The sequence below is a fragment of the Paenibacillus sp. BR1-192 genome (genome assembly GCF_029542445.1).
GTDB classification, from domain to species: Bacteria; Bacillota; Bacilli; order Paenibacillales; family Paenibacillaceae; genus Paenibacillus_AQ; species Paenibacillus_AQ lautus_A.
The window spans coordinates 4,695,174-4,708,925 of the sequence record NZ_CP120718.1 but is presented as its reverse complement, the minus strand read 5'-3'; the positions used below and the strand labels follow the sequence as shown (position 1 = coordinate 4,708,925).

Here is a 13,752-nt window from a genome sequence, read left to right as displayed (position 1 = left end):
CCGCAATTTACGTCTCCTGGGCATATATAAACGGAGGAATATTTTATGCGCATCTTAGTTCAAAAATTCGGCGGCACCTCATTGTCTACACCGCAAGCAAGAACCCATGTTATTGGGCACATCCAGCGTGAACTGGCCAATCACTACCAATTGGTCGTGGTCGTATCGGCTATGGGACGCAGAGGGGAGCCTTATGCGACAGACACGCTCCTGGACTGGATCGGGCATAACGGAAACGCGCTTCCAGACAGAGAACGGGATCTGCTGCTCTGCTGCGGTGAAATTATCTCGGCTTCAACGCTGTGCAGTCTCCTTCAGCATGAGGGGATAACCGCAACGGTGCTGACGGGTGCACAAGCCGGATTTCTCACAGACGATCACTTCGGAAATGCACGTATCAAGGACGTAAAACCTGAACGGGTTTTGAAAGAGTTGGAGAGTCATCAGGTTGTCATCGTAACAGGCTTCCAGGGGCAGACCGATTCCGGCGACTTTACCACGCTGGGCAGAGGCGGAAGCGATACTTCGGCTACAGCGCTCGGTGCCGCGCTTCGCGCTGAAATGGTAGATATCTACACGGATGTCAACGGCATTCTAACGGCGGATCCCCGCATCGTCGAGGATGCGAAGCCGCTTAGTTACGTAAGTTACACGGAGATTTGCAACATGGCTCATCAAGGGGCAAAGGTCATTCATCCTAGAGCGGTTGAGATTGCCATGCAATCCCAAATTCCGGTCAGAGTGCGGTCGACCTTCTCGGATAATGAGGGCACGCTGGTAACCCAGCCTGAAGGCTTCAGAGATATTCAATCCGGAATCGTGGACCGCTTTGTGACGGGAGTTGCCTATGTAAGCAACATAACGCAAATCTCGGTGGAATGCGATCGCACGGAAGGTCTTCAACTGAAGGTATTTAAATCGATGGCCGAGCATTCCATCAGCGTGGACTTTATTAATGTTACCCCTACCGGAGTGCTTTATACGGTGTTTGACAGCGATTCGGAGAAGGCGATCGAAGTGCTGCAGAGCCTGGACCTGAAACCGAAAAGCTTATCCGGCTGTGCCAAAGTGTCCGTCATTGGCGGCGGCATCAACGGCGTTCCGGGCATCATGGCCAAAATCGTGGAATCCTTGAGCGAGCACGACATTCCGATTCTGCAATCCGCGGATTCGAATACGACGATATGGGTACTGGTTAAAAAAGAGGATATGGCTCAAGCGCTGCGCGCACTTCATCATAAATTTGAGCTTCACCGATAAAGTTACTAAAGACGGATATTCCCTTAAAGCGTTTGATAGGAAATAATATAGATAAGATTACTTACGAAGGAAGCATTCCCGCGCGGGAATGCTTTAAGGAGGAATCATTGTGGATTTCGGAAGACTGATTACGGCTATGGTAACCCCTTTTGATCAGAACGGCCAGATCAATTGGGACGAGACTGCGAGATTGATTGAGCACCTGATTGTGGAACAGAAGTCGGATTCCCTGGTCATTGCTGGAACGACCGGCGAATCGCCAACGCTTAGCGAAGACGAAAAGCTTGAATTGTTTAAGTTCGCTGTGAAACAGGCGGGCGGACGGAGCAAGATCATCGCGGGCACCGGCAGCAACAATACGTCACATTCCGCGGAATTGACGAAAAATGCCGAAAGCTGCGGCGTCGACGGCATTTTGCTTGTTGCACCCTACTACAACAAGCCGAACCAGGAAGGACTCTACCAGCATTTTAAGGCGATTGCCGAGGCAACCTCCTTGCCCGTCATGCTGTATAATGTGCCTGGAAGAACGGGCATCAGCCTAAGCACGTCCACCACGTTAAGGCTGGCACAAATTCCGAACATCGTTGCGACCAAGGAATGCGCTTCGATTGACCAGGTTACCGGCATTGCCGCAGGTGCTCCCGAAGGATTCATTGTATATTCCGGCGACGATTCCGCGGCATTGCCTGCATTGTCGGTAGGTGCTTATGGAATCGTAAGCGTGGCCAGCCATATTGCAGGTGCCCGCATGAAGGACATGATCGAAGCCTACGTGGAGGGGAACGTGAAGGAAGCTGCCAAGCTTCATCAATCCTTATTCCCGCTGTTCAAAGGCCTCTTTGAATGTCCTGACCCGCTTCCGAATCCTGCGGCGGTAAAATTCGCTTTGAACGAACGCGGCTATCAAGTCGGCGGGGTTCGCCTGCCGCTCGTTGCTCCAAGCGAGAACGAGGCTGCTTTTATCCGTAATATGCTGTCTTCCTTGTAAGCTGCCGCTTACCTATTTTCAGGGCCACTGCCTTCATCGAAGGCGGTGGCTTTCTTCGTTTTAAACCCTTTTGATTCTGGGCATCCTATGGCTCACGAAGGTGGCTGACTTGTGTTTTCACTTTTTCATCATGTATAATGAATTCAAGTGACTGGGTGCGGTATTTTTTTGAAATTTAATATAACAATGGTACGACGTCCAAAACTATAGGAGGGTTAGATACATTTGTCTAAGAAAATAAGCAGCGATAAACTATCGATTTTTGCCTTGGGCGGCGTCGGTGAAATCGGGAAGAACATGTATGTCATCCAGTATGCAGGCGACATCGTTGTCGTGGATGCGGGATTGAAGTTCCCAGAAGAAGATATGCTTGGGATTGATATTGTTATTCCTGATATTAGCTATTTAACGGAAAATCGCGACAAAGTGAGAGGGATTTTGCTGACTCACGGTCACGAGGACCATATCGGCGGCCTCCCTTACGTATTGAAACACTTGAACGTTCCTGTATACGGAACGAAATTGACGCTCGGATTGGTGGAAAACAAGCTCAGAGAAGCGAATTTGCTTGGTGAGACGAAACGGATTCTGATCCATGCGGATTCGGAAGTTCAACTCGGAAACACATTGAAAGCGACCTTCTTCAAAACCAATCACAGCATTCCGGATTCCGTGGGGATCTGTATCGAAACGCCGGAAGGCAATGTGGTGCACACGGGGGACTTTAAATTTGACCATACTCCGGTCAATGACCAGTATGCGGATCTGCAGCGTATGGCTGAGATCGGAAGCAAGGGAGTATTGGCACTTCTGTCGGACAGTACAAACGCAGAGCGCCCCGGCTTTACGCCTTCCGAGAAAAACGTAGGCATCGTGCTGGAAGACATCTTCCGCAAAGCCGAGCAGCGGGTTGTAGTTGCAACGTTTGCATCGAACGTACACCGCATTCAACAGGTTGTCAACGCAGCCGAGTCCACCGGACGCAAAATAACGGTAATCGGCAGAAGCATGGTTAACGTTGTATCCATTGCCGCAGAGCTTGGATACCTGCACATTCCGGACGGCATGCTGATCGAACCCGAAGAGGTAAATAAAATGGCAGCGGACCGCGTTGTCGTATTGTGTACAGGCAGTCAGGGAGAACCGATGTCAGCGCTCACGCGCATGGCACGTTCCACCCACCGCAAGGTGGACATTCTGCCGGGAGATACGGTCATCATCGCAGCGACTCCAGTACCTGGAAATGAGAAGTACGTGGGTCGTACGATCGATGAGTTGTTCCGTCTTGGAGCAGACGTCATTTACAGCGGATCCAATTCGGGCGTCCACGTGTCGGGTCACGGTAGCCAGGAAGAGCTTAAGCTGATGCTGAATCTGATGAAACCGCAATTTTTCATCCCTGTCCATGGCGAGTACCGGATGCAGCGCCGTCATGCCCTGCTTGCGGAATCCGTTGGCGTGGATCCGGACAACATCTTTATTACCGATATCGGAGAAATTGTGGAGATTCAAGGCGGCTCGGCCCGCAAAGCCGGCAAAGTGACCGCCGGCAATGTGCTGATTGACGGACTTGGCGTCGGGGACGTAGGGAACATCGTACTGCGCGACCGCAAGCTTCTGTCCCAGGACGGAATTCTGGTCGTTGTCGTTACGTTGAGCAAACAAAACGGCTCCATCGTTTCCGGTCCCGATATTATTTCCCGTGGATTCGTATACGTACGAGAATCCGAAGGGCTTTTAGATGAAGCCAACCGTATCGTTTCCAGCACGCTTCAGAAGCTGATGAGCGAAAACGTGAATGAATGGGCGTCACTGAAGACCAGCGTGAAAGACGCTTTGGGACGCTTCTTGTATGAACAAACACGTCGCAGACCGATGATCTTGCCGATCATCATGGAAGTCTGATACGAGACAATACAATAAATCAGGCACACAGTCGCCCCTTTTTCGCAGGTAATAATTGGACGGTTTCCGCGAAAGAGGGGCTTTTTATATGGAAATCATGAAACTTCTCCCGATTGGTTCGGCAGGAGTTATTTGTTTGTTATGGGCAAGGCCTAATGCCGAATGCTCTGCATAAGCATAAAAAAGCCGCGTCATTTGCCATACTAAGGGTTAGCTATGTGTTTGTTGCAGCAGCTAGACATTAAGAATAAAAAGGCAGGGATGCGCGATGGACAACGATCAACGGATGACGGGCAACAGAAAAGCGGGGTGGACCGGCGAGACGGAGGCGCCTCCGGTCGTTCCGACCGAGGAAGGCAAGAAAGCGGCCGTGACGGAAACCATTCAGCAGCTAGGACAGACGGGGCTTCCGACCGGCGGAGAATCCAACGTCTTTTGCATGACGATTATTGGGCAAATCGAGGGTCATCTCGTGCTGCCGCCGCAAAATAAAACGACCAAATACGAGCATATGATTCCACAGCTAGTGGCAGCCGAGCAAAATCCGCGAATCGAAGGACTCTTGATCATTTTGAATACCGTTGGCGGCGATGTGGAAGCAGGGCTTGCCATTGCGGAAATGATTGCATCTCTCAGCAAACCGACGGTAACGGTTGTCATAGGAGGCGGTCATAGCATCGGCGTGCCTATCGCTGTAGCCGCAGACCATTCGATTATCGCGGAGAGCGCAACGATGACGATTCACCCGATTCGCATGAGCGGGTTAGTCATTGGCGTGCCGCAAACCTTCGAATACATGGAGAAAATGCAGGAACGCGTCGTGCGCTTTGTGACTAGCCACTCGGGGATCACGGAGGAACAGTTCAAGGATCTGATGTTCAAGACCGGCGAATTGAACAGGGATATCGGTACTGCGGTTTCGGGTGCAGACGCAGTAAAGTATGGCCTTATGAACGAAGTGGGTGGAATCGGACAGGCATTAAGCCGACTGAACAGCATGATCGCCGAGCGTAAAACGATTCAGCCCGGGGGGATTACGCAATGACTTGGTACAGCGTCATGCCCTTGGATCCGACGACCGGGCTCCTTCAAGTGGAGCAGGAGGTCATGTCCAGGGAAGTTCGAGTCGATGGCATTTTGATGGAAGTGAAGCCTGTAACGGAAGATCAGGCGAAAATCGTTCGTTTATTGGATTGCGGGCTTCAAGATTACTTGAACCCGCGCTACGCGCCAGGGACCATGATTCGCTATATTCCGACCGTCGAAAATGAGGCTAAAGGCTGAAAACAGAACATAGGTACGCCACCGAATATTATGCTATAATATGGATTCGGGGGTGACACATTTGGCAAAGCGGAAAAGAAAGAAGAAGGCAGCCTTTGCAGCCGTATTGAAATATGAAATTTATGGAATTGTATTGATGACACTCTCGGTCATCGCGTTATCCGGAGAAGCACCGGTGGGGCGTTCCCTGTCCAAGATGTCGGGATATCTGCTGGGTAAGTATTATTTTATCATCCCCCTAATCGGCATTTATTACGGGTTAATGGTGATGATTCACCGGAAATGGCCCAAACGGTGGAACAGCAGGCGTACCGGTGTCCTTCTCCTGGTATTATCGCTCACCTTAATGAGCAGTATTGCAGGTCTGGAGTCCAAATTGGCTCCGATCGGACAATTGAATGCATCGAGTGCGATGAGCCAGATACATAGTGATTTGCAGGGTGAGCTCCTTCATGCCGGGGCGGATGACGGACGTCATCCTGTCATGGGCCGGGATATCAGCGGGGGTTATGTTGGAGCCTTGCAGTTTGCCCTCTTGTTGATGCTGTTTGGCAGCATCGGGGCAAAGTTGATTGTGATTGTCATGCTGTTTATCAGCTTCATGCTGATTACGAATTTGTCCTATGTTGATTTAATGCGGATGTTCCGCGTCAGGATTGTGAAAGCCGGGGAACGAATCCAAAAGAAAATGAACAGCCAGCAGACGAAATCAAAGGCGGCGGCGAAGGCAAACGCCAAGGAGCAACGCATACAGCTGCCGGAGGATCTGGATGAAGACGATGACCTCGACGATATGGAAGGCATGCGGCTGCCGAAGCGTAAAGCGCCGCAATTCTTCCAACTGTTTGGTTCCAAGGGCAACAAGCGGAACGAAGCCGCAGAAGAGGCAGAGGATGTTATGGATGAATCGGCTCCGGTATTTACGGTTGGCAACGGACATGGTGAGCATGATGAGGGCGAGGTCGTCCTGTTCAGCCGAGCGGATCAATCGGAGGAGGGGACGAATGCTGCATTTGCTGCACCGGATCCTGTACCTTCTTCGCCGATTATTCGTGATTTCTTCGAGCAGGTGAAGCAAGAAGGTCGATTGGATGACGATCAAGACGATCACGAAGCGGTGATGCCTCCGGCACATGAGAACCCTTCGGGGAACGCGGCATCAAATTCGGATGCCATGGTTGACCCAGAGACGCTGAACGGCGAGGCGAATTCAGCTGTTATGGCGGATACTGAGGGGCAAGAAGGATCGGCACCGGCAGCGCCTCCGGCTCCGCCGCCCAAGCCGTACAAGCTGCCTCCGTTCCGGCTGCTGTCCAAACCGAACAACGGCGGCAAGGGTGGAGACCAGAACGATTACATGCAGACAGCGCGAAAGCTGGAGGCCACGCTGGAAAGCTTTGGCGTTCGGGCCAAGGTTCTGGAGGTTGTCCGGGGTCCGTCGGTAACCCGCTATGAAATTCAGCCGGACATCGGCGTCAAGGTCAGCCGGATCGTGAATCTGACCGATGATATCGCACTCGCGCTTGCGGCCAAGGATATTCGGATGGAGGCGCCGATTCCAGGCAAGTCCGCCATCGGGATCGAAGTGCCGAACAATGAAGTTTCGCTCGTCACCATGCGAGAGGTTATGGAAACGCCGACGTTCCAGGACGCGGAATCGAAGCTGTCGATCGCGTTCGGCCGCGATATTTCGGGTCAGACGATTGTCGGTAATTTGGCACGGATGCCCCATCTCCTAGTTGCAGGCGCCACGGGTTCCGGTAAATCCGTATGCATCAACGGCATTATTACCAGCATCCTGTATAAAGCGAAGCCGGATGAGGTTAAGTTCCTGATGGTCGATCCGAAGATGGTCGAACTCAATGTCTATAACGGGATTCCGCATTTGATGGCGCCGGTGGTAACCGACCCGAAGCGGGCCTCCTTAGCGCTTAAGAAAATCGTCGTGGAGATGGAGAAGCGGTATGAGCTGTTCTCCAAGTCGGGAACGCGGAATATTGAGGGCTACAACAATCTGATGAAGGATAATCTGCCTGCGGTATTGCCGTATATCGTTGTCATCGTGGACGAGTTGGCCGATTTGATGATGGTTGCGGCCAACGACGTGGAGGATGCGATTACTCGATTGGCCCAGATGGCGCGTGCAGCCGGAATCCATCTGATTATCGCGACGCAGCGTCCGTCGGTCGACGTTATCACCGGGGTCATTAAAGCGAACATCCCGTCGCGTATTGCCTTTGGCGTGTCTTCGCAGGTCGATTCCCGAACCATTCTGGATATGGCGGGCGCCGAGAAGCTGCTTGGCCGCGGGGACATGCTGTTTATGCCGATGGGTTCCTCCAAGCCAATCCGCGTTCAGGGAGCCTTCATGAGTGATCATGAGGTCGAGAACATCGTGGATTTTGTCCGGGATCAAGGACAAGCGGAGTATGACGAGTCGTTGGTGCCTGAAATAGAGGAATCTGCAGGCGCGGACGAAGAAGAATTAGATGAGTTGTATGAACAGGCGGTGACCATCGTATTGGAAGCTAAGCAGGCATCCGTATCGCTGCTGCAGCGGAGAATGCGTGTTGGCTACACCCGTGCCGCCCGCCTCATCGATTCCATGGAAGCGCGCGGGGTGATCGGTCCTTATGAGGGCAGCAAGCCGCGGGAAGTGCTGATGTCCATCGAGCAATATCAGCAGCAGCAGAATCGAATCAGCTAAGCGACTCATTGTATGATCACAACTAAAAAAGGAAGCTAGTAAACCTGGACTCCTGGTGGCTCGCTTCCTTTTTTGCATGTTCAGGGGACGCTGTTGATTTTGCGATATTGGCTTGCCGTCATGTTCATGATTTTTTTGAAGGTCCGGTCAAAATGGGTGAGGCTTTCGAAGCCGATCGATTCGGCGATGTCCACGATTTTCAGATCCGTATCCGTCAGCAGGCGCTGCGCCTCGCGAATCCGGGTGAGGTTGAGGTAATTAATGATGGTAAAGCCCGTAATCTCTTTGAAGATCCGGGACAGGTAGAACGGACTGATGTAGAAGGTTTCGGATAATCCCTGCAGCGTGATTTTGTCTGCGTAGTGGACGTGAATAAACTTCACCACGTCCGTGATTTTCTGATGGAGCGGATTCATGGAGACGTTGGCAGGCAGCGAGGCGGAATGGGTTAATCGATAGGTTTTGATTAATAACTCCGTAAGCAGCACCTGCAGCATATGCTCATACGAAGCGGAGCGTTCCCGGATCTCATCGGCCATTTTATTCAGAATTTGCATGATGATGGCCTGCTCCGGCACGGTTAAACGCAGCAGCGGCCGATCCTGGTTAAACATGCCGAGCAATCCCGATGCCAGCAAGGGATGGCCTTTACCGAGAAAGGAATCGCTGAAATTAATGACGATACGCTCATGCTCCGGGTCTCCATGGCCCGAGGTTTTATGGACATCGAATTTATTGATGAGAATCAGGTCCCCCGCCCGTATGGAGTACAGCTTCTCTTTGATAAAATAATGGCGTTCTCCCGAAACCAAATAGTAGATTTCGTAAGTTCCGTGATAATGGTTATTCCGTTCAAAGGGCTTTGTGCGGTGAATGCGATGATAGTAAAATTCGCCTTCTTCTTCTCCGTAGGATACGGTATGGGTTTCGCTGGATATGACAATCGCCCCCGCTTCGTTCAGATCATAACATCTTGGAGCTTTTTCAATATATACAGCTATATTGTATCAACTTCTTCTTGCAAAACAAAGCAAGATATGTTGAATAATCCTCTATATTCGCAATAAACGTGAAGAAATCCAACTGATGATGCCGTAACATAGTAGATAATCTACAGAAACGGACGGTGAAATCATGAGACCTTTTATGGATGAACATTTTTTGCTTCATAACGAGACTGCTCGCATCTTATACCACGATTATGCTAAAGCCATGCCAATCATCGACTACCACTGTCATTTGAGTCCGCAAATGATCGTTGACAATCACCGGTTCGAGAACTTAACGGAAGCCTGGATCAACGGTGACCACTATAAATGGCGGGCGATGCGTGCTGCAGGCGTGGAAGAGGCCTACATCACGGGAGGGCCGGGCGTGAACGATTATGACCGCTTCTTGGCTTGGACCCGCACCGTGCCGATGACGATTGGCAACCCCTTATTCCATTGGTCGCATTTGGAGCTGCAAAGGCTGTTCGGCATATCGGATATCATTCAGGAAAAGACTGCTCCGCGAATTTGGGAGGCGGCAAACAAGCGTCTACAGGAACATGATTTTACGACCAGGGGGTTGATTACGTCAAGCAACGTGAAGGTCGTGTGTACGACGGATGACCCGGCGGATAGCCTGGAATATCATATCAAGCTGGCAGAGGAAGGCGATGCCGGATTTCAGATGCTCCCGTCGTTCCGTCCGGACAAGGGGCTGGAGATTAACCGGGAGACGTTCGTTCCTTGGGTGAAGTTGCTCGCCGAGCGAAGCCGGATCGAGATAGCGGATTATCCGGCATTTCTGGCAGCGCTGGAGCAGCGGGCGGAATTTTTCCATTCGGTTGGCGGCAGGGTATCCGATCATGCGCTGGATTACGTGCCTTATCGAGAGGTCAGCGAGGCGCAGGCGGGCGACATTTTCTTGAAAGCGCTTCAAGGGGAGAGGGTTTCCCGGGAAGAAGAAGAACAGTTCAAGACGCATACGCTGCTTCATCTCGGCCGTGTCTACGCAAGGCTCGGCTGGGTCATGCAGTTCCATATCAATGCCCAACGCAACAACAACACAAGGATGTTCCGACAATTGGGTCCGGATACCGGTTATGATTCGATTCACGATAGTCCGATCGCCGTACCGCTCGTTAAGCTGATGGATCGGCTCGATCAAGAGTCGGCGCTTCCGAGAACGATACTCTATTCGCTCAACCCCAGAGATAACGATATCCTTGCAGCACTGATCGGGAGTTTTCAAGGAGACGGCATTCCGGGCAAAATCCAGTTCGGCTCGGCGTGGTGGTTCAACGACACCAAAGACGGCATGGTCGAGCAGATGAGCAAACTCGGCAATATGGGCCTGTTGAGCCGATTCGTCGGGATGCTGACGGATTCCAGAAGTTTTTTGTCTTACACCCGGCATGAGTATTTCCGCCGTATTCTTTGCAATCTTCTCGGCGAGTGGGTTACGCGGGGCGAAGCGCCGGATGATCTTCCGTGGCTCGGAGGCATCGTGCAGGATATCTGTTACAACAACGCCGAGCGTTATTTCCGGTTTGGCCAGACGGAAGGGAGATAAACCATGGGTACGAGCACGGACCGAAGCGGATCGTTGAAGTTGGTCGGACGGAAGTTTCTCCAGCAGCAGGATATACGCCAGGACTCGGAGATGTTGAACTTCCCCGTGAAGGTGCTGCAAATCGGCGAAGGTAATTTTCTCAGGGGCTTTTTCGATTGGATGATCTATGAATGCAACCGGCAGGGGCTGTTTCAAGGGAGCGTCGCGGTCAGTCAGCCAAGACCCGGCGGAAGGCCCAAGCTGGAGCAACTGCGGGAACAGGAAGGGATATACGGCCTGCTGACCCGAGGTCTGCAGGATGGACGAAAAGTTGAGGAGGAGCAGTGGATTCCGGTGTTCTCGAAGATCGTGGATCCCTATGCGGAATGGGAGAACTTCTTAAGGATCGCCGAGTTGGATTCCCTGGATATCATCGTTTCCAATACCACCGAGGCGGGCCTCGATTATCAGCGCAGTGAATGGAATCCGGACGAACCGGTGTTGTCGTATCCCGGCAAGCTGACCATGCTGCTGTACCGGCGTTATAAGCATTATGAAGGCTCTCCGGACAGGGGCTTGATGATATTGCCCTGCGAGCTTCTGGAACGAAACGGGGATATCTTGCGATCCATTGTTTTGCGGCATGCCCAGGATTGGGGGCTTTCGCCCGCCTTTCAGAGCTGGGTGGCGGAGCATAATCTGTTCCTGAACTCGCTTGTAGACCGGATCGTAACCGGTTATCCGGAAGAAGCGGAGCGTTATTTTAACAAATGGGGTCATCAGGATCGATTGCTCAACACGGCCGAGCCCTATTATTTCTGGGCGATTGAGGGCGATCCGTCACTGGAGTCCAGACTGCCTCTACGGTCGGCGGGCCTTCAGGTAAGCTGGGTATCCGATCTGACTCCGTATCAGGTTAGAAAAGTAAGGATCTTGAATGGAACGCATACCCTTATGGCTTCGATAGGCCTGCTCCATGGCTTGAACGAAGTGAAGGAGATGACGGAAAGTCCTGAATGGGGTGACCGCATCCGAAACGCGATGCTCGAGGAGATCGTCCCGGGGGTGCCCCTCCCGCCGGAAGAGGTTGCAGCATATGCCGCAACCGTGTGGGAGCGGTTCGGCAACCCCTTCATTCGGCACAGGCTGCAGGACATCGCCATGAACAGCATGTCCAAATTTAGGGTTCGGGTTCTGCCGAGCTTAAAGGAATATATCAAAATGCATAATGAGATGCCAAGCACCATTACTCTTGGATTGGCTTCCTTGATCCGTCTGTATCATATCGGCACGAAAGAGGGGCAACGGTACGGCACGCGACTTGATGGTGAACGGCTGCCGTTAAGAGATGATCCGGATAACCTGATGACACTGCAGCAAGCTTGGCAAAAGGTAGACGGCGGGGAGTGGACTATACGTCAGCTTGTGGCCTCCATTCTTGGTAACCAGAGGATATGGGGCGAGGATCTGAACCAAATTCCCGCTCTTCATGAAACGATAAGCAGTTATATCGAAGAAATGGAGCTGAACAACACACATGAGTGACATCGTCATACTTCACAGCAAGGATGATGTCGGCATTGCGCTTCGTCCTTTGTCGGCAGGAGAACATGCCATCGGGATCTTGAACGGGAAGGAGCATGCCATCGAATTAACGGAGGACGTCCCGAAGGGTCATAAGGTGGCTCTGCGGTGGATTGAGGCGGGTAGCCATGTTTTCAAATTCGGTTATTCGATCGGTCTGGCGAAGGAAGCCATTTTGCCGGGGACCTGGATTCATACCCACAATTTGAAAACAGGTCTCTCCGGTGAAGTAGAGTATCAGTATAAGCCAAACGCGAAACAAGGGCTTGAGCCTTCAGCTGCCAGCCACGGCTCGTCAACGTTCCAAGGATATGTCAGACCGAACGGCGAGGTTGGAATCCGCAACGAAATCTGGATCATCAACACCGTCGGCTGCATTAATAAAACCTGCGAGCTGCTGGCACGAATGGCAGGTCAGCAGTTTCAAGGGAGAGGGATTGATGGGATTTATCATTTTCCGCATCCTTACGGCTGCTCGCAGCTCGGAGATGATCTGAGCCATACCCAGCGCCTATTATCCTCCCTGGCTCAGCATGGCAATGCCGCAGGGGTGCTCATTATCGGGCTCGGCTGCGAGAACAATCAGATCGATCAAATGCAGGCCATGATCGGGGAGCAGGACGGGAATAGGATCAAATATATGCGTGCCCAGGACATGGAGGACGAATTGGAGGAAGGGTTGTCCCTTATATCCGAGCTCGTGGAATATGCGGAGACATTCAAAAGAACGGAGGTTCCTCTCTCCAAACTGAAGATCGGGCTGAAATGCGGCGGGTCGGACGGCCTCTCGGGCATTACGGCCAATCCGCTGGCGGGCCGCATCGCGGATACGATTACCGCCTATGGAGGCACCGCTCTTCTAACGGAAGTGCCAGAGATGTTCGGAGCCGAAACGATCCTGATGGATCGGGCTGCCGACGAGCAGGTGTTCCAGGATATCACCTTGCTCATCAACAACTTTAAACAATATTTCGTCTCGCATGGACAGGAAATCTATGAAAATCCGTCTCCCGGGAATAAAGACGGCGGCATCACGACCTTAGAGGAGAAATCGCTGGGATGCACCCAAAAAGGGGGACTGCAACCGTATCCGATGTGCTCCGTTACGGCGTAAGAACTTCGAAGCCGGGACTGAACCTGATCGAGGGGCCGGGCAATGACCTCGTATCGGTTACGGCACTCGCTGCAGCCGGCGCCCACCTCGTGCTGTTCACGACCGGAAGGGGGACGCCGTTTGGGGGGCCTGTACCAACCGTCAAAATCGCGACCAATTCCGAGCTAGCCAAACGTAAAAAGCATTGGATCGATTATAATGCGGGAGCTCTGCTGGAGGGCAAAAGCATGGATGAGCTTCATGCGGAACTCTTGGAGGTCATCGTTCATTTGGCCTCAGGCGTTGAGAAGACGCAAAATGAACGGAACGGCTTTCGGGAAATATCCATTTTCAAGGATGGCGTTATTCTATAAATTCAATCGCTTTTTA

General features: G+C 52.1%; 9 protein-coding genes and 1 pseudogene. 9 read left to right on the top strand and 1 reads right to left on the bottom strand.

What is annotated here, in order from left to right:
• The first annotated feature begins 45 nt into the window (after positions 1–45).
• From dapG to P0X86_RS20995, 6 genes are all read left to right on the top strand, one after another.
• Complete coding sequence (dapG, locus tag P0X86_RS21020) at positions 46–1,260, top strand: aspartate kinase (protein WP_015736294.1); 1,215 nt, start codon at positions 46–48, stop codon at positions 1,258–1,260.
• A 109-nt stretch (positions 1,261–1,369) separates the two neighbouring features.
• Positions 1,370–2,251, top strand: a complete 882-nt coding sequence (gene dapA, locus P0X86_RS21015) for a 4-hydroxy-tetrahydrodipicolinate synthase (RefSeq protein ID WP_277746384.1) — start codon at positions 1,370–1,372, stop codon at positions 2,249–2,251.
• A 225-nt stretch (positions 2,252–2,476) separates the two neighbouring features.
• Positions 2,477–4,156, top strand: coding sequence for a ribonuclease J (locus P0X86_RS21010; protein WP_009594732.1), 1,680 nt, complete (start codon positions 2,477–2,479; stop codon positions 4,154–4,156).
• Between the two features lie 268 nt (positions 4,157–4,424).
• Positions 4,425–5,201, top strand: a complete 777-nt coding sequence (locus P0X86_RS21005) for a ClpP family protease (RefSeq protein WP_090908232.1) — start codon at positions 4,425–4,427, stop codon at positions 5,199–5,201.
• On the top strand, positions 5,198–5,440 hold the full coding sequence (locus P0X86_RS21000) for a YlzJ-like family protein (protein ID WP_277746383.1): 243 nt from the start codon (positions 5,198–5,200) through the stop codon (positions 5,438–5,440). The genes P0X86_RS21005 and P0X86_RS21000 overlap by 4 nt, the downstream gene beginning before the upstream one ends.
• A gap of 61 nt (positions 5,441–5,501) precedes the next feature.
• Positions 5,502–8,147, top strand: a complete 2,646-nt coding sequence (locus tag P0X86_RS20995; protein WP_277746382.1) for an FtsK/SpoIIIE family DNA translocase — start codon at positions 5,502–5,504, stop codon at positions 8,145–8,147.
• Between the two features lie 80 nt (positions 8,148–8,227).
• Here the strand turns inward: P0X86_RS20995 and P0X86_RS20990 are convergent, their stop codons facing one another.
• A complete protein-coding gene (locus tag P0X86_RS20990) occupies positions 8,228–9,091 on the bottom strand; it encodes a helix-turn-helix transcriptional regulator (protein WP_015736289.1) in 864 nt (287 codons plus the stop codon).
• Between the two features lie 190 nt (positions 9,092–9,281).
• On the opposite strand from P0X86_RS20990, the gene uxaC reads away from it, so the two are divergent.
• The 3 genes and pseudogenes from uxaC (at position 9,282) to P0X86_RS20975 (ending at position 13,736) form a co-directional block, all read left to right on the top strand.
• The gene (uxaC, locus tag P0X86_RS20985; RefSeq protein ID WP_277746381.1) at positions 9,282–10,706 is read left to right on the top strand and encodes a glucuronate isomerase; all 1,425 of its coding nucleotides are present in this window, start codon (positions 9,282–9,284) and stop codon (positions 10,704–10,706) included.
• A 3-nt stretch (positions 10,707–10,709) separates the two neighbouring features.
• Positions 10,710–12,230, top strand: coding sequence for a tagaturonate reductase (locus P0X86_RS20980; RefSeq protein WP_277746380.1), 1,521 nt, complete (start codon positions 10,710–10,712; stop codon positions 12,228–12,230).
• Positions 12,223–13,736, top strand: a pseudogene (locus P0X86_RS20975) (UxaA family hydrolase). The gene P0X86_RS20980 and the pseudogene P0X86_RS20975 overlap by 8 nt, the downstream one beginning before the upstream one ends.
• The last annotated feature ends 16 nt before the right edge of the window (positions 13,737–13,752 follow it).